The sequence below is a fragment of the Sphingorhabdus sp. SMR4y genome (genome assembly GCF_002218195.1).
Classification (GTDB): Bacteria; Pseudomonadota; Alphaproteobacteria; order Sphingomonadales; family Sphingomonadaceae; genus Parasphingorhabdus.
The window spans coordinates 1,245,235-1,269,390 of record NZ_CP022336.1 but is presented as its reverse complement, the minus strand read 5'-3'; the positions used below and the strand labels follow the sequence as shown (position 1 = coordinate 1,269,390).

At 59.4% G+C, this 24,156-nt stretch carries 25 protein-coding genes and 1 pseudogene; 10 read left to right on the top strand and 16 right to left on the bottom strand.

Translation table 11 applies throughout. From position 1 onward, the window contains the following. Positions 1–36 precede the first annotated feature (36 nt). Complete coding sequence (locus SPHFLASMR4Y_RS05985; RefSeq protein WP_089132744.1) at positions 37–849, bottom strand: pseudouridine synthase; 813 nt, start codon at positions 847–849, stop codon at positions 37–39. A 95-nt stretch (positions 850–944) separates the two neighbouring features. On the opposite strand from SPHFLASMR4Y_RS05985, the gene SPHFLASMR4Y_RS05980 reads away from it, so the two are divergent. Further along, the gene (locus SPHFLASMR4Y_RS05980) at positions 945–1,706 is read left to right on the top strand and encodes a DUF1223 domain-containing protein (protein ID WP_145955466.1); all 762 of its coding nucleotides are present in this window, start codon (positions 945–947) and stop codon (positions 1,704–1,706) included. Positions 1,707–1,779: 73 nt separating this feature from the next. Then, positions 1,780–3,477, top strand: a complete 1,698-nt coding sequence (locus SPHFLASMR4Y_RS05975; protein WP_260807090.1) for an AmpG family muropeptide MFS transporter — start codon at positions 1,780–1,782, stop codon at positions 3,475–3,477. On the opposite strand, the gene SPHFLASMR4Y_RS05970 is transcribed toward SPHFLASMR4Y_RS05975, so the two are convergent. From SPHFLASMR4Y_RS05970 to purB, 9 genes are all read right to left on the bottom strand, one after another. Further along, positions 3,474–4,796 (bottom strand): bifunctional folylpolyglutamate synthase/dihydrofolate synthase, encoded by a 1,323-nt coding sequence (locus SPHFLASMR4Y_RS05970; protein WP_089132742.1) that lies wholly within the window; start codon positions 4,794–4,796, stop codon positions 3,474–3,476. The genes SPHFLASMR4Y_RS05975 and SPHFLASMR4Y_RS05970 overlap by 4 nt on opposite strands. 114 nt (positions 4,797–4,910) lie before the next feature. Further along, positions 4,911–5,765: an acetyl-CoA carboxylase, carboxyltransferase subunit beta gene (accD, locus tag SPHFLASMR4Y_RS05965; protein WP_089132741.1), complete on the bottom strand. Its 855-nt coding sequence runs from the start codon at positions 5,763–5,765 to the stop codon at positions 4,911–4,913. A 100-nt stretch (positions 5,766–5,865) separates the two neighbouring features. Next, on the bottom strand, positions 5,866–6,660 hold the full coding sequence (trpA, locus tag SPHFLASMR4Y_RS05960) for a tryptophan synthase subunit alpha (RefSeq protein ID WP_089132740.1): 795 nt from the start codon (positions 6,658–6,660) through the stop codon (positions 5,866–5,868). After that, complete coding sequence (locus tag SPHFLASMR4Y_RS05955) at positions 6,657–6,854, bottom strand: hypothetical protein (protein WP_089132739.1); 198 nt, start codon at positions 6,852–6,854, stop codon at positions 6,657–6,659. Before SPHFLASMR4Y_RS05955 ends, trpA begins: the two co-directional genes overlap by 4 nt. Then, positions 6,851–8,086 (bottom strand): tryptophan synthase subunit beta, encoded by a 1,236-nt coding sequence (trpB, locus tag SPHFLASMR4Y_RS05950; protein ID WP_089132738.1) that lies wholly within the window; start codon positions 8,084–8,086, stop codon positions 6,851–6,853. The genes SPHFLASMR4Y_RS05955 and trpB overlap by 4 nt, the downstream gene beginning before the upstream one ends. A gap of 87 nt (positions 8,087–8,173) precedes the next feature. Then, a complete protein-coding gene (locus SPHFLASMR4Y_RS05945; RefSeq protein WP_089132737.1) occupies positions 8,174–8,818 on the bottom strand; it encodes a phosphoribosylanthranilate isomerase in 645 nt (214 codons plus the stop codon). Positions 8,819–8,934: 116 nt separating this feature from the next. Further along, positions 8,935–9,609, bottom strand: coding sequence for an orotidine-5'-phosphate decarboxylase (gene pyrF / locus SPHFLASMR4Y_RS05940; protein ID WP_089132736.1), 675 nt, complete (start codon positions 9,607–9,609; stop codon positions 8,935–8,937). Next, positions 9,606–9,980: a LapA family protein gene (locus SPHFLASMR4Y_RS05935; RefSeq protein ID WP_089132735.1), complete on the bottom strand. Its 375-nt coding sequence runs from the start codon at positions 9,978–9,980 to the stop codon at positions 9,606–9,608. The genes pyrF and SPHFLASMR4Y_RS05935 overlap by 4 nt, the downstream gene beginning before the upstream one ends. An 87-nt stretch (positions 9,981–10,067) precedes the next feature. Continuing rightward, a complete protein-coding gene (gene purB / locus SPHFLASMR4Y_RS05930) occupies positions 10,068–11,369 on the bottom strand; it encodes an adenylosuccinate lyase (RefSeq protein WP_089132734.1) in 1,302 nt (433 codons plus the stop codon). 113 nt (positions 11,370–11,482) lie between these two features. Between purB and SPHFLASMR4Y_RS05925 the strand changes: the two genes are divergently transcribed. Then, positions 11,483–12,583, top strand: a complete 1,101-nt coding sequence (locus SPHFLASMR4Y_RS05925; RefSeq protein WP_089132733.1) for a 6-phosphofructokinase — start codon at positions 11,483–11,485, stop codon at positions 12,581–12,583. A 15-nt stretch (positions 12,584–12,598) separates the two neighbouring features. Here SPHFLASMR4Y_RS05925 and radC read toward each other — a convergent pair whose 3' ends face one another. Then, positions 12,599–13,303: a RadC family protein gene (gene radC / locus SPHFLASMR4Y_RS05920; RefSeq protein WP_186266054.1), complete on the bottom strand. Its 705-nt coding sequence runs from the start codon at positions 13,301–13,303 to the stop codon at positions 12,599–12,601. 148 nt (positions 13,304–13,451) lie between these two features. Here radC and SPHFLASMR4Y_RS05915 point away from each other — a divergent pair, with 148 nt between their 5' ends. From SPHFLASMR4Y_RS05915 to SPHFLASMR4Y_RS05905, 3 genes are all read left to right on the top strand, one after another. Continuing rightward, positions 13,452–16,595, top strand: a complete 3,144-nt coding sequence (locus SPHFLASMR4Y_RS05915; RefSeq protein ID WP_186266053.1) for a YdbH domain-containing protein — start codon at positions 13,452–13,454, stop codon at positions 16,593–16,595. 112 nt (positions 16,596–16,707) lie between these two features. Beyond that, positions 16,708–16,863, top strand: a complete 156-nt coding sequence (locus tag SPHFLASMR4Y_RS05910; RefSeq protein ID WP_260807089.1) for a YnbE family lipoprotein — start codon at positions 16,708–16,710, stop codon at positions 16,861–16,863. Beyond that, entirely contained in the window at positions 16,863–17,258 is a 396-nt protein-coding gene (locus SPHFLASMR4Y_RS05905; protein ID WP_260807088.1) for a YdbL family protein, read from the top strand. Before SPHFLASMR4Y_RS05910 ends, SPHFLASMR4Y_RS05905 begins: the two co-directional genes overlap by 1 nt. 63 nt (positions 17,259–17,321) lie before the next feature. Here SPHFLASMR4Y_RS05905 and SPHFLASMR4Y_RS05900 read toward each other — a convergent pair whose 3' ends face one another. The 5 genes from SPHFLASMR4Y_RS05900 to SPHFLASMR4Y_RS05880 all read right to left on the bottom strand — a co-directional run bounded on the left by SPHFLASMR4Y_RS05900 (position 17,322) and on the right by SPHFLASMR4Y_RS05880 (position 21,703). Next, complete coding sequence (locus SPHFLASMR4Y_RS05900) at positions 17,322–17,882, bottom strand: manganese efflux pump MntP family protein (protein WP_089132730.1); 561 nt, start codon at positions 17,880–17,882, stop codon at positions 17,322–17,324. Between the two features lie 243 nt (positions 17,883–18,125). Then, a complete protein-coding gene (locus tag SPHFLASMR4Y_RS05895; protein WP_089132729.1) occupies positions 18,126–18,938 on the bottom strand; it encodes an SDR family NAD(P)-dependent oxidoreductase in 813 nt (270 codons plus the stop codon). A gap of 48 nt (positions 18,939–18,986) precedes the next feature. Then, entirely contained in the window at positions 18,987–19,865 is an 879-nt protein-coding gene (locus SPHFLASMR4Y_RS05890; RefSeq protein ID WP_089132728.1) for a DUF4437 domain-containing protein, read from the bottom strand. A gap of 42 nt (positions 19,866–19,907) precedes the next feature. Then, complete coding sequence (gene nfsB / locus SPHFLASMR4Y_RS05885; protein ID WP_089134711.1) at positions 19,908–20,687, bottom strand: oxygen-insensitive NAD(P)H nitroreductase; 780 nt, start codon at positions 20,685–20,687, stop codon at positions 19,908–19,910. Positions 20,688–20,788: 101 nt separating this feature from the next. Further along, positions 20,789–21,703, bottom strand: coding sequence for a LysR family transcriptional regulator (locus SPHFLASMR4Y_RS05880; RefSeq protein WP_089132727.1), 915 nt, complete (start codon positions 21,701–21,703; stop codon positions 20,789–20,791). A 151-nt stretch (positions 21,704–21,854) separates the two neighbouring features. Between SPHFLASMR4Y_RS05880 and SPHFLASMR4Y_RS05875 the strand changes: the two genes are divergently transcribed. The 4 genes and pseudogenes from SPHFLASMR4Y_RS05875 to SPHFLASMR4Y_RS05860 all read left to right on the top strand — a co-directional run bounded on the left by SPHFLASMR4Y_RS05875 (position 21,855) and on the right by SPHFLASMR4Y_RS05860 (position 24,134). Next, positions 21,855–22,418, top strand: coding sequence for an AtpZ/AtpI family protein (locus tag SPHFLASMR4Y_RS05875; RefSeq protein ID WP_089132726.1), 564 nt, complete (start codon positions 21,855–21,857; stop codon positions 22,416–22,418). Positions 22,419–22,463: 45 nt separating this feature from the next. Beyond that, positions 22,464–23,216 (top strand): F0F1 ATP synthase subunit A, encoded by a 753-nt coding sequence (locus tag SPHFLASMR4Y_RS05870; RefSeq protein WP_089134710.1) that lies wholly within the window; start codon positions 22,464–22,466, stop codon positions 23,214–23,216. Positions 23,217–23,256: 40 nt separating this feature from the next. Beyond that, a pseudogene (locus SPHFLASMR4Y_RS05865) lies at positions 23,257–23,475 on the top strand (F0F1 ATP synthase subunit C); the annotation flags it as partial. A 173-nt stretch (positions 23,476–23,648) separates the two neighbouring features. Further along, positions 23,649–24,134: an ATPase gene (locus SPHFLASMR4Y_RS05860; protein WP_089132724.1), complete on the top strand. Its 486-nt coding sequence runs from the start codon at positions 23,649–23,651 to the stop codon at positions 24,132–24,134. Positions 24,135–24,156 lie beyond the last annotated feature (22 nt).

Genomic DNA, 24,156 nt, shown 5'->3' with positions numbered 1-24,156 from the left:
CAGGCTCAGCACGAACGGGTTTTGCAACGCATTTGGTCATTTCAGCGTCTTCCGGAACTGGACCAGGTCGTGCTGGCGCACCGCTTCAATCTCGCCTTTTTCCAAATCGCCCAGAACGAAGGGGCCGTAACGGGTGCGGATCAAGCGGGAGACTTCCAGGCCAAAATGCTCCAGCACCCGGCGGACTTCGCGGTTCTTGCCTTCGGTCAGCGTCACTTCGATCCACTGGTTGCGGCCGGTGCGCCGCTCCAGATTGGCGGTGATCGGCCCGTAGCGCATGCCGTCAATGGTAATGCCGCGATAGAGTTCTTCGAGCTCGTTCTGGGTGATGTCGCCGAACGTCCGCGCCCGGTAGGACCGTTCGATGCCGTTTTTCGGCAATTCCATCTGCCGCTTGAACTCGCCGTCGGTGGTCATCAGCAGCAGGCCCTCGGTGTTCATGTCGAGCCGACCGATCGGCATGATCCGCTCCATATCCTTGGGCAGGACGTCGTAGATCGTCTTCTTGCCGGAAAAGTCGCGCTCTGCGGTCAGATAGCCATTGGGCTTGTGAAAGCGGTATAATTTCGCCGGGGAGGGCTCTGCCACCGGCTTGCCATCGACAGTGATGCCGGTCAGGTTCTTGAGCAACAGCGAAGGATGCTCGACCGGATCGCCGTTCAGCTCGATCCGTCCCGCATCGATCATCCGCTCTATTTCACGCCGCGACGCCACGCCGGCGCGGGCCAGAAGCTTGGCAATGCGCTGGCCTTCGCGAACGTCGCTCGCAGGCGCTTTGGCGGCCGCCGGGGCCTTCGCTCCGGGGGTCGGTTTTGCGCGATATATCTTGGCTGGTTTCTCTTCGGTCATGGGCCGGTCCCATGGCGGAAAAATGCGCTGTCTGCAATCTGTAACCTCTGGTTTCACGGGCGCGAACAGCTATTGTCACCCGATTGGAGCCGGAAATGCGAAAAATTGTCATAGCTGTGCTGATAGCAGGACTGGCCCTTGCCGGTGTCCTTGCCACGCAACTGGCACCGGTCTCTGCAGCCAGCGCGGTTCGGGTGCCCGATGATGCCGGAATCTCCGGTCCGGTGGTCATCGAGTTGTTCACCAGCCAGGGGTGCTCGTCCTGCCCCCCTGCCGATCTGCTGGCCAGACGGCTGGCTAAAGACAGCTCCCTGCTGGTGATCACGCGACCGGTGACGTACTGGGACCGGCTCGGCTGGAAGGACACGCTGGCGCGCGAGGATAATACGCGCTTGCAGCGGGCTTATGCAGCAAGGGGCAATGAAGGATCGGGGGTCTATACTCCGCAAATGATTGTCAATGGTGGCGGTGGCGCGATCGGTTCACGGGAAAATGATATCCGCTCGCTGGTCCGGCGGGCCGACCGCAACGGCCCCCGGATCAGCGCGGCAACCGACAGCGAGGGCCGGATGACGGTCACGATCAGCGGCCAGTCCGACTATCTGGCGAGCGTGTCGCTGATCGCGCTCAGTTCTTCGGAAACCGTGCGCGTCGGGCGTGGCGAGAATGGCGGGCGGACGATGCATTATGTCAATGTGGTCAAGGCGGAGCGCAAGCTTGGAAGCTGGCGCGGGCAGCGGGCACGCTTTCCCCTGTCGCGCGCCGATTTGCGGGTGGGTGGCGCAGACAAATATGCGATCGTCGTGCAGCGCCCGGGGGCGGGTCCGATTGTCGCGGCGAAGCTGCTCGATATCTGATCTGTAGCAAAATCAAGCTGGCATTCAGGTGAATAGGCGCTAATGATTCCTCCAATTCGAGGGAGAGTTTGGCGTGAGTGAGCAGGCAGAAAAATTGGGATGGCGCAAAGTTATTGCGTCACTGGGCAATCGCAAAACGCTGTTCATGACCATTTTTGGTTTTGCAGCGGGTTTGCCTTATGCACTGCTGCTCGGGACTCTCTATGCCTGGCTTTCCGATGCCGAGGTTGATCTCGAAACGATGGGCGTCTTTTCGCTGATCGGATTAGCCTATGCATTCAAGTTTCTTTGGTCACCGGCGCTTGACCGGATCGATGTTCCGCTTCTGAAGAAGCTGGGAAAGCGGAAGCAATGGATCGTTACGGCGCAATTGTTGCTCGGTGCAATTCTGGTCATTCTGGCGATGTTGAATCCGGTTTCGTCCATCGGATGGTTTTCCTTGCTGGCGGGAATAGGTGCTTTTGCATCAGCTACGCAGGATGTTGTCATCGATGCATGGCGGGTCGACGTCGCCGATGAAGTTGCGACGATAGATATCCTCTCGACCGTTTATCAAATGGGGTACCGGATCGCCGCACTGGTCGGTGGTGCACTGGCCCTTTTCCTTGCGGAGCGGACCGACTGGCCTACTGTTTACCTGACGATGGGAGCGGTCATGCTGCTGATCGGTTTTGCCGGCCTGTTCGCGCCGGATGCAGAGACAAAGGTTCAGACCGCCACCGAAATGGCCGACGAGCACGGCCTGCGGAAAACCGGCCAGCTTGATCCGCGTGTTCGTGGATGGGCGTTGCTGGCTGTGGCAATCCTGTGGGGCTGGGCCTTGCTGACGGTCGGAACCTTCATGGTCCAGTCGCTGGGAAGCGATCCGGAGACGCGTCCGGATTCTGTCGCCTTCATTTCAACGATGGGGCCGCTGATCGTTGTGGCAACGGTTGTCATTCCCGTTCTCATTTCTGCATTTCTGGTGCGTCTGGAACGCAAGGGCCAATATCTTCTGACCAGGGATGTCCCCGCTGAATCCACTGCCGGACGGTTTCTTGATCACGGCTATCGCGCGCTGGTGCTTCCCCTCACCGAATTTGTCGGACGGCTGGGCTGGGCGCTGATTGTCATATTGGGTCTGGTTCTGACCTATCGCATCACGGATTCTATCTGGGGCAGCTTCGCCTATCCGTTCTATCTGGGCGAGCTTCAATATACCAAGGACGAAGTGGCCGTGGCGTCGAAATTCTTCGGCATCGGCGCGTTAATGATCGGTCTCGCGGCTGGTGGCTATATGCTCACCACTCTGGGCCGCATGTTGACCCTTACCCTGGGCGCTGTGCTCGCAGCTGCGACCAACCTGCTCTACGCCGATCTGGCGAGAGGCGGGGCAGTGGTGCAATCGGTCAGTGATCTGACCGGCTTTACCTGGCTGGTTGCCAATCTCGGCGGGGATGCCGGGCTTGCGAAGCTGATGATGGCGATCGCCGGTGAGAATATTGCGGTCGGTATCGCCGGAGCAGCCTTTGTCGCCTATCTGTCGTCGATTGTCGCCAAGGGCTACAGCGCGGTCCAATACGCGCTTCTTTCTTCGCTTACAATGCTGGTCGGGACGTTGGGCCGCGGTGCACTGGGCCAGATGATCGAGGAGCAGGGCTATTTCCAGGTCTTCATCCTGACCACGCTCATGGGCGGAATCGCGGTGATAATCTGCATCGTTGAATGGATACGCATTTCGCGTCTCGGGGCCAGGTCGGGGATTGATCAGACCGCCTTGAAGGGCGCCTAGTCCGGAACCTGCTCGTTTGCCTTGAGCACGTCTCCGGCCAGATAGAGCGATCCCGCGATCAGCACTGTTTTGCCCGGCGCGATCTTCAGCGACCGCAGCGCGGAATCCATATCGTCTGCTTTGGCCATGGGCGCAGCCGCATCCGGATAGTCACCCAGCGCGTGCGATTCATGGCCCGGCACCGGGATCACTGTCACGCTGGCCAGTTTCTCGTGCAGCGGCGCGATGATTGCGGCCGGGTCCTTGTTTGCCAGCATGCCGATCAGCAGATCGATTGAGCCGGCTTCATAATCGGCAAAATGCTTGGCGAGGGCCAGGCCGGCACTGACATTATGGCCGCCGTCGACCCAGACTTCGGCATCTGGTGGCAGCAAATGGGTGACCGGTCCGGCGATCAGGAAATGCATCCGCCCCGGCCATTGCGCCCAGCCCATGGCGGCCTTGAGCGCGGCGTCGGAAATGCAGAGCGCGTTTTGATGGCGCAACATCGCGACGGCGAGCGCGGCATTGTCCGCCTGATGCGCGCCGACCAGAGCGGGCAGGGGCAGGTTGAGCTTCCCGCGCGCATCCCTGTAGTGGAGCTGGCCTTCGTAAATTGCGGCGTCCCATTCTTCGCCGCGCGGGCAATGATGCGCGCCGATATTGGCAGCATGATCGGCGACGGCGTGCAGCATGTCCGCAGCATATTTTTGCGTCAGCAGCGGGGCGTTTTTCTTGGCAATACCGGCCTTTTCCCAGGCAATGCGGACCATCGGATCGGCGGGCGTGCCGTCTTCGGGCGACAGCAGAAAGGCTTCGTGATCGATGCCGAGCGCCGCTATGCCGGTGGCGACGGGATTTCTGATGATATTGGTTGCATCGAGCCGGCCGCCAAGACCGACTTCCAGAATGCAGGCATCGGCGGGAATTTCGGAGAAGGCAAGGAAGGCCGCGGCGGTGGTTGCTTCAAAGAAACTGGGATTGATATCCTCGCTGCTGTCGAGCACCCGCGCGAGCAGGTCGGCGAGATAATCATCCTCGACCAGCTTGCCGGCCAGCCGGATGCGCTCATTGAAGCGGACCAGATGCGGGCTGGTGTAGACATGGGCCTTCAGCCCTTCCGCTTCGATTGCAGCGCGCAGGAAGGCGCAGGTCGAACCCTTGCCATTGGTGCCGGCGACGTGGAAGACGGGGGGCACTTTGTCCTGCGGATTGCCGAGACGGTTCAGGACTTCGCTGATCCGCTCCAGCCCAAGCACATCGCGGCCGGGCGAAAGCATCTCGAGTCGGTCGAGCTGTTTCTGGACCGCCGGATGATCGGAACGCGCGCCGTCGGCCATCTACTCCCCTCCCGCCTGCGGGAGGGGTCGGGGGTGGGCCTTAATATTGGAATCGGCGGTCCTGATCATGGAGATATTCCCACCCCTAACCCCTCCCGCTAGCGGGAGGGGGATTTAGGCCGCGTCTTTCCATGCCATCAGATAGCCCATCACCTGGGCCAGTGTTGCGCGCAGTTCCTTGCGGTGTACGACCATGTCGACCATGCCGTGCTCGAGCAGATACTCTGCCGTCTGGAAGCCCTCGGGCAGTTTTTCGCGGATGGTATTCTCGATCACCCGCTGGCCGGCAAAGCCGATCATCGCGCCGGGTTCGGAAATATGTACGTCGCCGAGCATTGCATAGCTGGCGGTGACACCGCCGGTGGTCGGGTCGGTCAGCACGACGATGAACGGGATACCCGCCTCGCGCAGCATCGAAATCGCCACGGTGGTCTTGGGCATCTGCATTAGCGAGAGAATCCCCTCCTGCATCCGCGCACCGCCAGCGGCGGTGAAGATGATATAGGGGCACTGGTCCTTGAGCGCGCGCTTGGCCCCGTCGACGAAGGCCTGTCCGACTGCCAGCCCCATGGAGCCGCCCATGAAGGCAAAATCCTGCACGCCGACGACGCAGGGGACGCTCTCGATCGTGCCCTTGACGTTGATCAGCGCGTCCTGCTCACTGGTCTTAGCGCGGGCCTCTTTCAGCCGGTCGGTATATTTCTTCTGGTCCTTGAACTTGAGCGGGTCTTCCTGAACCGGGGCCCAGGGAATCAGTTTCCAGCTGTTTTCGTCCATGATCTGGGCAAAGCGGGTCATCGGTCCGATACGGCCGTGATGGTCGCATTTCGGGCAGATATACATATTGTCCTGATATTCCTTGAGGAACACCATCGCTTCGCATTTCTTGCACTTGTGCCAGAGATTGTCAGGCGTTTCCTTCTTGGTGATCGACGCGATCTTTTTGCGGACATTGCTTAGCCAGGACATGAATTACCCTTTTCGTTTGATCCGTTCGTCTCGAGCGAAGTCGAGAGACTTTTTGCACGCCGGTATCTCGACTACGCTCGATGCGAACGGTTGTTGACCTTTAGATTTCTCTGGCGGCCCTGATAGCATCGGAAAGCGATTTTACATAGTCCCTGACATGCGGCGCGGCATCCTTGCCATATTCGCCGACAATCTCAACAATCGCCGAGCCGACGACGACGCCATCCGCAACGCGGGCGATCTCGGCAGCCTGTTCCGGCGTGCGTACGCCAAAGCCGACGGCAACGGGCAGGTCGGTGCCGGCTTTGAGGCGCGCAACGGCCTCTTCGATGCTCGCCTGTGCCGCCTGTTGCTGGCCGGTAATCCCGGCGACGGAGACATAGTATAGAAAGCCACTCGCATTGTTCAAAATCTCAGGCAGGCGTTTTGCATCGGTGGTCGGCGTAGCAAGCCGGATCACCGCAACTTCCTTAGCGCGGAGAGCGTCGCCGAGGCTTTCATCTTCCTCGACCGGGATATCGACGCAGATCACGGCATCGACACCGGCGTTGACGCAGGCATTGGCGAACCAGTCGGAACCCCGGATGGTCATCGGATTGGCATAGCCCATCAGCACCAGCGGCGTGTCAGGGTGACGCTGGCGGAATTCCTTCGCCATATTGAAAATATCGGTGGTTTTCGTGCCCGCGGCCAGACTGCGGATATCCGCTTCCTGGATCGAGGGACCATCGGCCATCGGATCGGTGAACGGCATGCCGAGTTCGATGATGTCCGCGCCGCCTTCGACAAGCGCGTCGAGAATGGCACCGGTATCGGCCGGGGTCGGATCGCCAGCGGTCACAAAGGCGACGAGCGCCGCGCGGTCGGCGGGGAAGGATTGGGAGAGACGGGTCATGAGCTACCTTGGTCATTGGGCAACGAGGCCAACAAAGTTGAAATGAATATGATGGGAAGGAATATCGCCAATTCGTCGGATTCCATAGGCATTGGATTGTCAGCAAAATACTGAAACAAAAATACACCCAAAATAGCTAACAGTGTCGCTCCGGTGGCTCGTGTAAAAGATCGCTTGAGAATTTCAGCGATCATATCTCCGTCCCCAAAGCCTCGGCGACAGTGAAAATATCCTTGTCACCGCGCCCGCACAGGTTGGCGAGAATGATCTTGTCCCGATCCATCTTCACCGCTTCGCGCACTACCGCTGCAATCGCGTGGCTCGGTTCGAGCGCGGGAATGATACCTTCGGTGCGGCAGAGCAGCTGGAAGGCGTCGAGCGCTTCTTTGTCTGTGGCGCTGTCATAATCGACGCGGCCGGATTCCTTCAGCCAGCTATGCTCGGGACCAATGCCGGGATAGTCGAGGCCGGCGCTGATCGAATGGGCCTCGGTGATCTGGCCGTCCTCGTCCTGCAGCAGATAGGTCTTGTTGCCGTGGAGGATGCCCGGCCCGCCGCCGGCGAGGCTCGCCGCATGTTCCTTGTCCAGACCATGGCCGGCCGCTTCGATGCCCAGCATCTTGACGTCCGGATCATCGAGAAACGGGTGGAACAGGCCGATGGCATTGCTACCGCCGCCAATGGCCGCGACCAGCATATCGGGCAGGCGACCGGTGCGCTCGAGCATCTGGGCGCGAGCTTCCTTGCCGATCACGCTCTGGAAATCGCGGACCAGTTCGGGATAGGGGTGTGGACCGGCGGCGGTGCCGATGATGTAGAATGTGTCGTGCACATTGGCGACCCAGTCGCGCAGCGCTTCGTTCATCGCGTCTTTCAGCGTCGCTGCGCCGCTGGTCACCGGCACCACTTCGGCGCCAAGCAATTTCATCCGGAACAGATTGGGCTTCTGCCGCGCGACATCGGTTGCGCCCATGAAGATGGTGCAGGGGAGGCCAAAGCGGGCGCAGACGGTCGCCGTCGCCACGCCATGCTGGCCGGCGCCGGTTTCCGCGATGATCCGGGTTTTGCCCATGCGCTTCGCCAGCAATATCTGCCCGATGCAATTGTTGATCTTGTGCGCGCCGGTGTGGTTGAGCTCGTCGCGCTTGAACCAGATTTGCGCGCCTTTTCCTTCCGGTGCATCCTTGCGGACTTCCTCGGTCAGGCTTTCGGCATAATAGAGCGGCGAGGGCCGGCCGACATAATTTTGCAGCAGGTCGTTGAACTCTTCCTCGAACGCCGGGTCGGCCTGTGCCGCGCGATAATGTTTTTCCAGATCGAGAATCAGCGGCATCAAGGTTTCGGCGACATAGCGCCCGCCGAATTCGCCGAAATGGCCACGGTCATCAGGCTGGTTGCGGAAGCTGTTGGGGGGTGTGTCGTTCATGGTGCGATCATATCCGTTCGTGCTGAGCTTGTCGAAGCAGGAACCCTTGCGGCAATCACCCTTCGACAGGCTCAGGGCGAACGGGTCTTACTTGGACGCGTCATAGTCCCGCACCGCTTGGCAAAAGGCGGCGATCTTGTCCACCTGTTTGACGCCGGGCGCGGATTCGACGCCGGAGGAGACATCGACCAGCGGGGCGTGGGTTCCGTTGAGAGCGCTTGCGACATTATCCGGGTCAAGGCCCCCGGCGAGGCCCCAGTCGATCTGATGGTGATGATCCGCCAGCAGGGACCAGTCAAAGGAGGTCCCGGTACCGCCGGGCAAAGCCTTGGCCGGGGCATCGAACAGAAGCCGGTCCGCCGCGCCGAGATAGCGGCTGGATTTTGCCAAAGTGGGTTTGTCTTTGACACCCAGCGCTTTCCAGATTTCGAGTCCGCTGTTGTCGGCTACCAGTTTCAGCCATTCCGGAGTCTCGCTGCCATGGAACTGAATGACGTCGGGTTTCACTTCCGCGATCGCTTGGCCGGTCGATGCCGGGTCGGCGTTGACGAGCAGCAGCACTGTCTTGACCCGCTGTGCCGCATAGGTGCGTAGCTTGGCGGCCCGTTCGAGCGACACATGGCGCGGACTTTTCGGGAAATGGACGAGGCCGATATAGTCGGCACCCGCTTGGATCGCGGCGTCAATGGCGGTTTCGGTGGAAAGACCGCAGATCTTGATTTGGGTTTGCATGCAAGGGCTATTAGCGCGGCCAAGCATGTTCGTCATCCTGAACTTGTTTCAGGATCCCGTGAGATTATGCTGAGCCGGTTGGGGTCCTGAAACAAGTTCAGGATGACGATGACTTGCTAAAGCGTCGCCTCGATCGCCCGCGCTGCTGCATTGGGATTGTCCGCTCCGGTAATTGGCCGGCCGATCACCAGCACGCTCGCGCCATTGTCGCGTGCTTGCCGCGGCGTCACCGCCCGTTTCTGGTCGCCCATCGCGCCGCCTTTGGGGCGGAGGCCGGGGACGACGAAAAAGCCGTCTTTCCAGATTTTGTGCGCCGCAGCCACTTCATTGCCGGAACAGACGATGCCATCCAGTCCCGCTTCGCGGGCGAGGTCGGCCAGTCGCTCTACCTGGTCATGCGGCGTGCCTGTATAGCCAATCCGGCCCATATCGCGTTCGTCGAGCGAAGTCAGCAGAGTCACGCCGACCACCTTGGTATGTTCGTTCGCCGCCGCCTTGGCGTCTTCCATCATCGCGCGGCCGCCGGAGGCGTGGATGGTCACGATCGCCGGTTCGAGCACGTTGATCGCCTGCATCGCCTTGGCAACCGTGTTGGGAATATCGTGCAGCTTGAGATCGAGAAAGATCGGCAAATCGAGCTTCTGGATTTCATGCACGCCATGGTGGCCGTGGGCGCAGAAAAATTCGAGGCCGAGCTTCAGCCCGCCGACATGGCCCGTGACCGACTGTGCAATCGCGACGGCCCGATCTAGATCCGGCGTGTCGATTGCGACGAAAATCGGGTTGCTCATGCGTCGGGCGCTTTCTTGTTATCAATGGATGATACCGCCGGAGCGGGTTCGGCTGCGGCGGTTGGCGTCGGGGGCGTGACCGGTGCAGCGGCAGGGGCCGGTGTCCGGTTGGCGGTGGATGCGGGAGGGGGCGCCGGTCTTGCGGCTTCCTCCAGCGTCTTGATCCGGCGGGAGAGCCGCCATTTGGAGCCTCTCAGCAGCAGCCAGGTCGGCAGGAAGCCGAGCAGGAAAGCGCCGACGACAAAGGTTGAAACCCTGGCCTCGACAAGCGCCGCGCCCAGATCCAGCGAGGCGCGCGCCTCGTTGGTCCACCAGAAAATGAACGTCGCCACCAGCAGGAGGACCCAGAAGAGGATTTTGATGAATTGCATGCCGCACCCTTTATGCCGTGTTCTAGCCTATCCTAGTCCTAAAAAAGGCCAGTGGCCAGATGCTATGCAACCGCCCCGAAAAAGGCGCTATTCTCCGAAAACCCGGGCAAAGATCGTGTCGACATGCTTGAAATGATAATCGAGGTTGAAACGCTCTTCCAGTTCTTCGTCGGACAGTTTGGCGGTAACGTCGGGATCGGCCTTGAGCAGGTCGAGTAGGGCGATTTCGCCGTCCGATTCCCAGACCTTCATCGCGTTGCGCTGAACGATGCGGTAGCTGTCCTCGCGGCTGATGCCGGCCTGGGTGAGCGCCAGCAGGACCCGCTGCGAGTGGACCAGGCCGCCCATGCGGTCGAGATTCTTCTGCATCCGCTCGGGATAGATCAGCAATTTCTCGATCACGCCGGTGAGCCGGCCGAGAGCAAAGTCGAGAGTGATGGTCGCGTCGGGGCCGATCATCCGTTCGACCGAACTGTGTGAAATATCGCGTTCGTGCCACAGGGCGACATTTTCCATCGCCGGGAGGGCATAGCTGCGGACCATGCGGGCGAGGCCGGTGAGGTTTTCGGTCAGGATCGGGTTGCGCTTGTGCGGCATTGCGCTGCTGCCCTTCTGGCCCGGCGAGAAATATTCTTCCGCTTCGAGCACTTCGGTGCGCTGCAGATGGCGGACTTCGACCGCGAGCCGTTCCACCGACGAGGCAATCACGCCGAGCGTCGCAAAAAATTGCGCGTGGCGGTCGCGCGGGATGACCTGGGTGGAAACCGGTTCGACTTCCAGACCCAGTTTTGCGGCGACATGTTCCTCGACCTTGGGATCGATATTCGCAAAGGTGCCGACCGCGCCGGAAATCGCGCAGGTGGCGACTTCCTTGCGCGCGGCGACCAGCCGTTCGCGATTGCGTTCGAATTCGGCATAGGCCTGTGCCAGCTTCAGACCAAAGGTGACGGGCTCGCCGTGGATGCCGTGACTGCGGCCGATGGTGGGGGTAAATTTATGCTCATAGGCGCGTTTCTTGATCGCCGCGAGCAGGGCGTCGATATCATCCAGCAAGATGTCGGAGGCGCGCGCCAGCTGCACCGCGAGGCAGGTGTCGAGAACATCGCTGGAGGTCATGCCCTGATGCATGAAGCGCGCTTCTTCGCCGACATTTTCCGCGACATTGGTCAGGAAGGCGATCACGTCATGTTTCACTTCGCGCTCGATCTCGTCGATCCGCTCCACGTCGAACTTGCCCTTGGCCCAGATCGCTTCGGCCGCTTCTTTCGGCACCACGCCCAGTTCGGCAAGAGCATCGGTGGCGTGTGCTTCAATCTCGAACCAGATCTGGAATTTCGATTCGGGTTCCCAGAGGGCAACCATTTCGGGGCGGGAATAGCGTGGAATCATTTTTGGTCCTTGGACAAAGAGGATGATTGCGGCAATGAATTGCCTTGATTTGCGGTCCCGCTAGCACCTACGAATTGAGTCGGCAATGCAGCCGCGGAAACAGGGAGAATAAAATGCGATTAGCAGTGCTCACCGGCGGCGGCGATGTCCCGGGGCTCAACCCCTGCATCCAGTCGATTGCCACATCGGCCTGGCAGCGCGGCTGGGATGTGGTCGGATTGCGTCGCGGCTGGGAAGGGGTGCTGGAAATCGACCCTGCCGATCCCTGGGCCAATGAAAATAGCGTGATGATGCTCGACAAGGACCGGGTTCGCGGTATCGACCGCCAGGGCGGTACGATATTGCACAGTTCCCGCTGTGATCCGCGGGTGACCGATGAAGGGGACCAGACGCAAAAGGCGCTCGACGTGCTGGATGCGCTCGCGGTCGATGTGCTGATTACCATGGGGGGAGATGGCACGCTGCGCTTCTCCGCCTATTTGTCCAGTCTCGGGCGCAACGTCATTTCGATCCCCAAGACGATGGACAATGATGTCTACGGCACCGATTATTGCATCGGATTTTCGACCGCCGTCACCCGATCGGTGCAGGCGATCAACTCGCTGCGGACGACGGCGGCGAGCCACGAACGGATTGCGGTGATAGAATTGTTTGGCCGCCGGTCGGGCGAAACCGCGCTTTTGTCCGGCTTTCTGTCGCAGGCGGACCGGACGGTGATTGCCGAGGTGCCGGCAGACATGGACGTGCTGCTGCCCTTGCTGCTTGGCGACAAGGAGGCCAATCCCGAATCCTATGCGATCTGTCTGGTGTCGGAAGGGGCGAAGCTGTCCGGGGCAACCGATTTTGCCGATGAAATCAACAAATCGAACACCAGTCGCACGGGTCTGAATATCGGCACCCAACTGGCGCGGGAAATCGAGGCGCGCAGCGACGAGCGGACGATTGTGCAGGAACTGGCCTATCTGATGCGAGCCGGGGAGCCGGATGCGATGGACCGGATGGTCGGTTTTGCCTTTGGCGCGCTGGCGGTGCAATTGGTCGAGCAGGACCGGATGGCCAATATGGTCTGTCTGACCGACGGCAATTACGGCGTCGTGCCGATCGGAACGCTGCTGGAAGACAGCAAGGGAGTCAATGTCTCGGGACTTTATGACGCGAACCAGTATCGGCCCAATCTGATCCAGGTCGAAGGCATGCCGATGTTCCTCTATTGAAGGCAGGATGGTTCGCTAGATCAGCCCCTTTGACCGGAAAGACGTGTGGCCGTCGCGGCCGATGACGATATGATCGTGGACGGCGATGCCCAATGTGGCCCCGGCGGCGCAAATGTCGCGGGTGATCGCAATATCCTGCCGGCTCGGCGTGCTGTCGCCGCTGGGATGGTTGTGCACCAGGATGATCGCGGCTGATCCCAGATCCAGCGCGCGCTTGATTACCTCGCGGGTATAGATGGCCGCCTGGTCTATCGAGCCTTCGCTGACCAGCTCGTCGCGGATCAGCCGGTTCTTGCTGTCGAGATGCAGCACCCGCACCCGTTCATGGGCGAGATGCGCCATATCGGCGCGCAAATAGTCGAGCAAAGCCTGCCAGCTGGAAAGGATCGGCTGGGTCCGCACCGGCTCGGAGAGCAGGCGCAAGGCCGCCACTTGCACGATTTTCAGCGCCGCCACGCTGGTTGCGCCCATGCCGGGCAGATTCTGCAACGCATCGGCATCGCTGACCAGCAGCCGGGAAAAGCCGCCGAATTCGTCGATCAGCTGCTTCGCGAGCGGCTTGGTGTCGCGGCGCGGAATGGCCAGCGCGAGCAGATATTCAACCAGTTCGTGATCGTGCAGACCATTGCCCTGACCGGACAGAATACGATGCCGAAGCCGGGCGCGATGCCCGCTGCCCTGCATTGGAGCGCCTGACTGGGTTCCATGTTCTTCGGTCATGGTCGTCCCGATACCAGAACAAATCAGGAACTTCTCTATTTAGGGGATGGCAGACCGAAAATGTCCAATTTCCTGCCCGGCTCGAAAAACCGCGCGCGCCGACACTTGTACATTGCAACTTAAGGAAGACTTCTGCATTTCACCTGCGATGGAAGAAGAAATCGCCAATGACCCCGTCGGTCGCCGCTCCCGGTTTCGACTGTTCGGCGGAATATTGCTTGTTCTGATTCTGCTCGGTCTGATTGCCCTGTGGGTGAGTCGCACAACGCTGGCCGATAACTACGTCCAATCGCAGCTCGAGCAGATGGATGTCGTGGCCACTTACGAGATCGATGAAATCGGGCTGCGCAAACAAGTCATTCGCAATCTGGTCATCGGAAACCCGGAGCGGCCGGATCTGACGGCTGATCTCGTCGAAGTCGGGAACAGCCTGAGCCTTGGCGGCGTCGGTATCAACTGGGTCAGCGCCAGCGGGGTGGAACTGTTCGGACGCGTCGAAAATGGCAGGCTCAGCTTTGGCGAGCTCGACAAATTTTCCGCTCCGGATGATGACAGTCCGCTGGCGTTGCCGGATATGTGGCTGGGTCTGCAAGATGCCAAATTGCGGATCGACAGCGATTATGGCGCGATTGGTCTGGCACTCAACGGGCAGGGCGAATTGCACGATGGTTTCAGTGGAGAAATTGCTGCCATCGCCAGCAAGCTGGAAACCGGCGGCTGTGTCTTGCAGAAACCGACTTTCTTCGGCGAAATCACGATACGGGCGAGAAAGCCCCATTTGCAGGGGCCTTTGCGACTGCCTTCTGTAAATTGCGGCGATCTTCCATTGAGCGCGGAAGATTTCGCCGCGCGGATCTCGGTCGATCTTGGCGTCGACCTGGCGAGCTGGACCGGAAATATCGGACTGATAGGCGGGCCGCTTCGCTTTGCCGATTATAGCGGTCAGGAAATCAAGGCGACTCTCGACCTGACCGGGGATTTGCAGCAGAGCAGCGGTGAAATCGACATGACCGCTAGCGGTTTGCTGTCTCCTTATGGCCAGGCCAATATCTCCCGGATCAGGGGACCGTTTACGCTGGGTTACGGCGGCGAGCGGATGACCGCGAGCTTCGCCGGGCAGCCGGAGATCCGCGGCGTACAAGTGGCGCAAGGCTGGTTGGAGCAGGTTGCCAGCCTATCGGCGTCTGTCGCGGGCACGCCCCTTGGTCCGATTGCGGGCCAGATGGCAACAGCGGTTCGAAAGGCCGGAAGCCGGTTTGATATTTCCGGTGACGTAAAATTTTCCAGGACGGCCGAACGGACGACACTGTCTTTTGATGAAGCCGCAGCCCGTTCGCGTTCCGGCGCTTCGGTCAGCCTGAGTGATCCGCTGTTGCTGGTCTTTACCGACAAGAATATCAGGATGCTGGCCGACGGTCCCATCCGGCTGGCCGGGGGTGGCTTCCCCAGCGCCAGATTGCAGCTCGACGACGGCAGCCTGTCGCGCGGATTTTCCGGCCGGCTCGAAATGGCCAATTATCAGGTCGGTTCGGCCCAGCTGAAGGTTCCGGCCATGGCCTTTTCGCCAACGCGTCAGGGCGGGACCAATATTGACGGGCGGATCATCCTGACGGGGCCGCTTGGCGGCGGTCAGCTTACCGGACTGCAGATACCGGTCAGCGGCGGTATCAGTCGCAATGGCGATTTCGCGCTGTTCCGCCAGTGTATCAACCTGCAATTTGCCAGCCTGCGCACGGCATCGCTGACCGCTGGCCCGACGAGCGCACGCCTGTGTCCGCAGGGCAGCGCCATCGTCTCCGGTGACGGATCGGGCGTGAACATCGCAGCCAGCGCTCCCTCGCTCAAGCTGGATGGTGCGGTCGGCAGCACGCCGCTGGCCATAACCAGCGGCGCTCTGGGCTTTTCGCTCGCGAAAGGACTGACGGCGGAAAATGTCGGCGTCCGCCTGGGCACGGCCGGCAGTATGACCCGGCTCGACATAGCGCTGCTCAACGCTGCATTCGGCAGCACGATCAACGGGCGTATCGAGGGTGCGGCGGGCAAGGTCGCCAATGTGCCGTTGTTGATGGAGAATATCGAGGGTGACTGGCGCTATGAAGATGGCAAATTCCTCGCCGATGCCAGCCTGCTGGTCCGTGACGAGCAAGCGGCGGAGCGCTTCCGGCCCTTGATCAGCAATGATGTAAGGCTCGGTTTTGACGGCAATGATCTGACCGCTACCGGCCTGCTCCGCGAACCGGAGACCCTGAGTTCGGTTGCCGCCGTCGACATCGCCCATGATCTGCAGAGCAGCGAGGGCAGGGCGTTGATCGATGTCCAGTCGCTGATATTCAACGACCGGTTGCAGCCTGAACAGTTGACCTCCCTCACATTGGGTGTGATCGCCAATGTTCGCGGAGAGATATCCGGGGCTGGCCGCATTGCATGGGACGCATCAGAAAACGGTGTCCAAAGCAGCGGGACATTCCGGACCAACGGCCTGAATCTGGCGGCTGCTTTCGGCCCGGTCACCGGTCTGGCCGGGGAGATAGAATTTTCCGACCTGCTGGCATTGGAAACCCGGCCGGGGCAGATTGTCAGCCTGTCCGAGGTCAATCCCGGTGTCGCGGTGTTCAATGGCCAGATCCGCTATCGCCTGCTCCCCGATTTCAAATTGCAGGTGGAGGCGGGCGAATGGCCGTTTGCCGGCGGCAAGCTCTATCTGGAACCGACGATTCTGGATCTGAGCGAAGAGGCCGAGCGACGGTTGCAGTTCACCGTCGAGGGCGTGGATGCCGCCCAATTCCTGACCCAGTTTGATTTCGAGAATTTGACCGCATCCGGCGTTTTTGACGGCAAGCTGCCGATGGTGTTTGACCAGGACGGCGGCCGGATTGTCGGTGGCTATCTGGTCGCGCGCGAAGGCGGCGGCACGCTCGCCTACGTCGGAGAGTTGAGCTACGAGGATATGGGAACGATGGCCAATTTCGCGTTTAACGCGCTGAAATCGATCAAATATCGCAACCTGACCATCGGAATGGATGGCGACATTGCCGGCGAGATCATTACCGAAGTGAAATTCGCCGGCCTGCAGCAGGGCGATGACGCGAGCCGCAATTTCATCACCCGGCAGTTCGCGCGTATCCCGCTCGAGTTCAATGTCCGTATCCAGGCGCCATTCATGCAACTGATGAGCAGCGCCAAATCCTATTATGAACCGGAAATCCTGGTCGGGCAGAATTTGCCCGCGCTGTTGCGCGCGCAGGAGGCGCGGGCAAAGGCTGCCGTACAACTTCTGGAAGACGATGAATAATCCATTCAGCCGAGGGAAAGCGATGATGCTTTATCAGACAAGTCAATTGACGGATCGTCCAGATGGTGCGATTCGTCACAATATGAGGAGCTTAACCACCAGCAGCCTGATTTTGGGTATCTTGATAGGTCTTTCGGCCTGCGTGCAGGTGACTGCGCCGGACAAGCCGATCGTGATCAATCTCAATATCAATATCAAGCAGGAAGTGGTTTATCGTCTGGACGGCGATGCGAAAGACCTGATCAACGAGGAAGCGGATATTTTCTAATGTTTGACTATATGAAGAAAAACAAGGCTTTGGCCCTAGTCGGCGGACTGGTTCTAACCGCAGCGGTGGCCGTGCCGGCGATTGCACAGCGCGATCCGGCTTATGCCGCGGCACGGGCATCGGGTGCGATCGGTGAAAAGCCGGACGGCTATCTCGGCTATGTGACTTCGCCATCTCCGGCGATCAAGGCGCTGGTCGAGGATATCAATATCAAACGCAAGGCGGCCTATACCCGCAAGGCGCAGGAAACCAATTCGACGGTCGAGCAATTTGCCTTCACCTCGGGCTGCAACCTGATCATGCGGACAGCACCGGGCGAGAAATACCAGACGCCGTCAGGAACCTGGAACACTCGCGATGCGAGCGAACCGGTCCGGGATTCGCGCTGCCCCTGAGCGCGATTGAACCCGTACGACAACAAGAAGCGCGCCGATCAGATCGGTGCGCTTTTTTTGTCATCAAACTGGAAAATATTGTTGGGCAATAAAGATTTTTGCGCCCAGACTGATCAGTATCAATCCACCCAGCACCTCGGCCCATTGGCCGACCCTAGTGCCCAGCAGTGCGCCCAGAAAGACACCGGGGTAGACCAGCAGCGAAGTGGTCAGTCCTATCAGCAGGCAGGCCAGCAGGATCGGCGCGCCAAAACTGGGCAGGGTGATCCCGGCTACGGCCGCGTCGATACTGGTAGCAATCGCCATGACGAGCAAGGGCCAGAGCGTCAGATCCTTGCTGGGGGCCTCCGGATCACGATCAAGGCCTTCCCGGATCATCCGGAGACCCAATATCGCCAGGAGCACGAACGCAATCCAGTGAGCCACTGATTGCATGACAGCGGCAAAGGCCATTCCCAAAGCCCAACCCAACAGGGGCATGACCGCCTGGGCCGAACCGAAAGCAAAGCTCATTCGCAAGGCGGTGGATCGGCTGGGGCGACTGGCTGCGCCCTGGGCGACGGCTGCAGCAAAGGCATCCATCGCGAGACCGAGTGACAGCAGAACAAGTGTTGCGAAAATCATCGCTGCCTCCTGAAGATTTGTGCTTGAAAACTCAACAGTCCTGTCGGCTGATTTTGATCAGACAGCGCAAGTCACTACGCGCCGGCCATCATCCGCGGGGACCGTGTCCCGGGACGACACCGGCCCGGCCCCCGATCGCTCTGCGTTTCGCGACGGCGAGCGGATAAACGCGCTGTCAATTTTGTGCGGATGCTGATGGTGATGATGGTCAGTCCGTCTGTCTCCCCCGGTGGCGGCCAAATTCTATCGGGTGGACAGGTTCTGCAGGATCGCGTCGACTCTGTGCATCAGTTCGTCGCATTTCTGCGGGTCAAGCGCGTCCGGGTGAGGGCGGGAAAACCGGCCGCTGTCATTGTCGAAATAGAGGCCGGACGCGTCCGCGAACTCTTCGGACAGGGACGCGCGTACCAGGATTTCTACGCCGATCCCGACATCATTGCCTTGGGACCCATAGGCCTCTCTCACCATCTTGGTGCCGAGAAACGAACCCGGATTGACCGCAACCATTATCGGGCCATCGGATGAAAGTTCCTGCGCCAGACTGCGCGACCACATGGTGAGTGCCAGCTTGCTCTGGCCATAGGCCGCACTGTCGGACAGGTTCGCATGTCCGGCCAGAGCATCCCAATCCACCGGTGACTGGGCCGCCGAGGACAGGTTCACCACCCGCGCGGACTTCTCCAGCAAGGGCAACAGGCGCCGGGTCAGCAGATAGGGAGCGATGGTATTGACCGCGAAGCGTATATCAAGGCCATCTGCAGTCCGCACATCGGAAACAGCGAAAACCCCGGCATTGTTGATCAGCACATCAATCCGTTTGTGTAGCGCCGTGACCGCTGTTGCCAGCGCTGCGACTGCAGCCATATCCGACAGGTCGGCGACATAGGTCTCTACGGACCCGTGATCCGGAATAGCCTCAAGCGTGGCCTTTGCGGCCGCCAGTTTGTGTGCGCTGCGCCCGTGCAGCAGGATATTGTGCCCGGCGCTGCTCAGCGCCTTGGCGGTTTCCAGGCCAATTCCGTCGGTCGAGCCGGTTATCAGAATCGTTTTCGTCATGGGATATCCTTGTTGCTGCATTTTGAAGTGCGGGTGAAAGGCGATGTGTCACTCGATGGTGAAGGGGCCATTGCTGCGTATATAGATGATGCTGTCCTTGTCCGACATGTTCGTGATTTCATGGACCGCCGCAACGGTGGATCCGAAATAGCTGCCGGGCGGCAGAGCTTTCTTTTCGCTGTCTTGCGTCAGGCCGTGGCCAATCTGCCCCTTGATGACGACGGCCCGCAAGGGGGAGATATTGCCCTGCAATGTGCCGGAAAAGCCGGGCGGCAGTTTCACCAGTGCGCCGCGCAGTTCGCCCTGTTCTGGACTGCCCCAGAGAAAGGCCAATCGCGGGTTTTTGCCGACTGTCGCGCTTGCTGATTTTTCCAGCCAGTTGATATCGGATGCATCGAGCCAGACGATATTGGATTCGTGGACATTGATCGGTCGCTCGCCATCATCAAAGGCTTTGTCCGATGGCCGGACCAGATAGGGCCCGTCTTCGATCTCGATATAGGCGAGATTGGCTTTTCCCTTGGCGGATGTGATATGCGATTCACCGGCTGGCTGGGTCCAGTAGGAACCGGCGGGCAGCCACATGTCGGCGGCGGCGGGATCGTCATTGTGGACCAGACCCTCGATGACGAGACCGCGATAGGTGACATTGTGAATATGCGGCGGCGAGGCAAAGCCTTCGTCGAATTTGACCAGGAAACCGGATGCGCCGGGGGTGGTGCGATCGCCCCAGAGATTGCCGGCCCGCGGGCTGGCCTCGCCGCGGGCGGCGTTGAGGGGGCCCCACTGGACATCGTCGGGCAGGACGGTCTCGGCAACTGGTGCCACTGCAGTCGTGGATGCCGCATCTCGCGCGACCGCCGGTGGACAGGTCACCAAGGTCGCGGAGAGTGCGGTAGCGATCGAAAGGAAAGTCTTCTTCGTCATTATGCGGGTGTCCTTTGACTGTTGGTTTTCGACCGATCGGGATCAGACTTCGGTCAGGATTTCGGAAAGTGGCAGGCGTGATTTGGGCAGTCCGGCATTATAGTCCGCTTCTTCGTCGCTATAACCCAGAGCGACCACGACGAGGCTGTTATAACCTTGCTCGCGCAGGCCGAATTGCTCGTCCAGCGCCTTGGTATCAATGCCTTCCATCGGGGTTGCGTCAATGCCGAGCGTCGCAACGCCGAGCAGGAACTGTCCAATGTTCAGATAGACCTGCTTGTCCATCCAGTGCTGGACATCCTTCATATCCTGCTTGTGCAGATTGACAAACAGGCTGCGGCCGCCGTGCATCTGGGCGCGGAAGGTTTCCGGATCGGCATCAAACCGGCCGTCCTGTTCTTCCTGGTCGAGGATCTTCAGCAAAAAGTCTTCTTCGATTGCGAGCCGGCTGGCGAAGACCACAACATGCGACGCGTTGCGGATGGAGGGGCTGTTGAACGGATAAAGCGTGTCGGTCGCCTTGGCGACCCGGTCCTTGCCTTCATCGGTAGATGCCAGAATGAACTTCCACGGCTGGGCATTGGTGCTCGACGGGCTGAAACGCAGCAGGTCGCGAATTTTGTCGACATTTTCCGGGGTGATTTTGCGGTCCGGATCGAATGCTTTCACCGTGTGCCGGTGCTTGGCATAATAAGTGATGTCGTGATCGCCATTCAGTCTGTCCAGGTTGCGGTCGCCGTTGGCAGGGATGATAGTCTGGCCTCGCGACACGCTGTCGATCGTGTCGGAAGAGGATGCCCGGGTTGTGGATGTCAAAGTCATGATAGTAGCTCCTTTGCTGTTGGGCATGATCATAACAGTTTTGGATATTGGTTCTATCTCCTGAATATGAAATTGATTATTTTGAAATACAAAATAAACGTTCAGGTCAATCCACCGTAGCGCTGCCGGTTGGTCTCGATGATTCGGCGCTGCATGAAATCGAGAAAGGCCTTGACCCGCGCCGGCATTACCCGTCCCGGCGGCCGCACGGCCCAGATATCGGGTTCGCGCGTAACTCTATATTCGGGCAGCACATGGACCAGGCGGCCAGCCCTGATATCGGGGCCGACATGCCAAAGCGCCGCCATGCCGATTCCGACGCCGGCGCGGACGAGCACGCTCATCGCCTCGCCATGATTGACGGTCACTGGTCCGGTTGCTGGAACGTCATGAATCCTGCCATCGGGTCCGGTCAGCTGCCAATGGCGCATATTGCCCAGCGGCAGGCAAGCGTGGTCAGCGAGATCCGCCGGCTTTTGCGGTCGCCCCGCGCGTTCCAGATAGGCCGGCGAGGCAACCAGCCATTCGGGATTGGCATCGATTTTCTGCGCGAGTAGCGATGATGGTGCCAGTTCGCCGATCCGGAAGGCCAGCTCGTAGCCCTGCTCGACGATATCGATTACCGCATCGGTCAGATTGAGATCGAGTGTGACATCGGGATGCCGTTCGAGAAACTCCGACAGGAAGGGCACGATATGGGCGCGGCCGAATGTCGCCGATGCGGTCACCCGGAGCAGGCCGGATGCCGAATTGGTGGACTGCGAGAGCACCTGTCGCGCCTCTTCGGCGGCATCGAGGATACGCTTGGCATGGTCGACGAAAATCTCGCCATCGGGTGTCAGGGATATCGAGCGGGTCGTCCGGTTCAGCAGCTTGACGCCGAGATCGCTTTCGAGCGCCTGGATTCGCTGGGTGGCGTTGGTCGGCGAAAGATTGAATTCGGCACCGGCTTTGCCAATCGCTCCCAGCGCAGCCACGCGGACGAACAGGTCGAGATTTTTCAGATCAAAGGTCACATATATTTCCCGGCTTCTGGATCCCGACGGCGCTAGCATATCGCGCGGGGGGAAGGGCGAAAAAACGGGGGCAGGCGTTGGAAGGAGCCTCGCTCGGGATGTTTTTGACAGGGCTGGTCGCGAGCGGGCGGGTTTCTATGAGAGGCAAAATATGGTTGTCAGGCTGGCTTGCACCGGCATTGTCGAACGGAATTTCGGTCTGGACAAGCCGATTATCCGGCCTCCAAAACAACCAAGTTTCTGCGTTGCAGCATTGCTGTTGACTTGGGCACGTTGCTTTCCTAAACGGACCGCGCCTTGGCGGGTCGGCCTGCTGTTGTTCAAGGCTCTTTTCGGCGCTATTTGGGGCTTTAAGGGGGTTGTAATGGCAGCAAGCGAATCTGATCGGGATCCCCTCGAAGAGGATGTGCGGGTTTCGTCGCTGGAAGAGCGACTGGAATTGGCACAGACCAGAGAGCGGATCAAAGCAGGGCACCGGAACAAAGGGCCAGACGAAAGTCAGCGGCTCGGCGCGAGGGTGCTAAGCTATCTGATCGGGGGCGTGGCTGCCGGTTTTCTACTCGGGTGGCTTTTTGACACCTGGCTGGGAACGACGCCATTGTTCCTGTTGCTGTTCTTTCTCCTCGGGGCGGGCGTGGCATTCAGGAAGATTTATATGATTTCGAGCCAGCCGGTGGACGACATCGGTACGGCGTTACCAGATGATGACGATTGACGATCAGGGGTTATATTAGTGGCGACCGAAGGCAAAATTGATCCAATGCACCAATTTGAAGTGCAGCCCATCTTTGATGGCTTCACTCTGTTCGGTCAGCAGATTGATTTCACAAACAGCGCACTGTGGATGTTTGTCGTCCTCGTGTTGCTCTATGTTTTCATGATGGGCGGAATGAAGCGGGAACTGGTTCCTGGCCGCTGGCAAGTGATGGTTGAAGGTGTTGTCGGTTTTATCGACAATATCATCGCCAACAGCATCGGGCCCAATGGCAAGAAATATACGCCGTGGGTCTTCACCCTGTTCATGTTCATCCTGTTTTCCAATCTTCTCGGTATGATGCCGTTCGGGATCATTCCCGGCATCCACCCGTTTACGGTCACCAGCCAGTTCACCGTTACCGGTCTGTTGGCGGCGATCAGCTTTTCAATCGTATTGATTGTCGGTTTCTGGAAGCATGGCTTCAACTTTTTCAGCCTTTTCATCCCGCACGGTACGCCGGTGTGGATGATGCCGCTGATCTTCTCGGTGGAACTTCTGTCGTTCCTGGTTCGTCCGTTCAGCCTCGCGTTGCGACTGTTCGTGGCGATGATTGCCGGGCATATTCTGATCAAGGTGTTCGCAAGCTTCGTGGTTCAGGCCATCGATGCGGGCGGCGCCAGCTGGGGCATCGCGTTGCTGAGCATTCTCTTCATCGCATTTGTCAGCGCACTGGAACTTCTGGTATGCGCCATCCAGGCCTATGTTTTCGCTCTTCTGACTTCGCTGTATATCAGCGACGCGGAAAATCTTCACTAAGTCACTTTCAATCCTAATTTTTCAATACGGAGTTTAAAAAATGGATCTCGCTTCTGCACAAGTAATCGGCGCTGGTATCGCGGCAATTGGTATCGGTGTTGCTGCATCCGGTGTTGGTAATGTTTTCGCATCCTTCCTCGAAGGCGCTCTGCGTAACCCATCTGCGGCTGACGGCCAGCAGGGACGTCTGTTCATCGGCTTTGCTGCTGCTGAATTGCTCGGCCTGATCGCCTTCGCTGTTGCCATGATGATTCTCTACGCACCACCAGCAGCAACCCCGGCTGAAGCTGTTGCTGTCGAAGCACCAGCCGTTGAAGCGCCAGCAGCTGAAGAAGCTCCGGTCGCTGAAGCAGCTGAATGATTTGATGGCGGGCCGGCACGTCCGGCCCGCCCCAAAATTGCCTATTTGCGTCTCGAAACATCGGGTGAATAATGCCTCAAATTAGCCAGCTTATGGAAGTCTACGGCAGCCAGTTTTTCTGGTTGCTGATCGTCATCGGAATCATTTATTTTGGCATTGCCAAGAATATGGTGCCGAAGATCAGCAAAACCGTTGATGACCGTCAAAAGCGGATCTCCGACGACCTTGCTGCGGCGCAGGCCGGGCAGGACAAGGCTGAGCAGATCGAAGCCGATTATCGCGCGAGCATCAATGATGCGCGGGCCGATGCGGTGAGCAAGGTCAACGAAGCCAAAGCCAAGGTCGCCAAGAAAAACGAGGCAGCCATCAAACGGGCCGATACCGCGATTGCAAAGAAAGCGGACGAGGCGGATGCTGCGCTGAAGGCGGCGCAAAGCGAAGCAATGAAAGAAATCGAAGCCGTCGCGGCAGAAGCCGCTCAGGCTATCGTCAAGACGGTATCCGGTGCCAAGGTCACGGCAACGGACGCAAAGAAGGCGGTCAAGGCGGCTTTCTGAGCGCCTGCTGAAGGAGATAGAA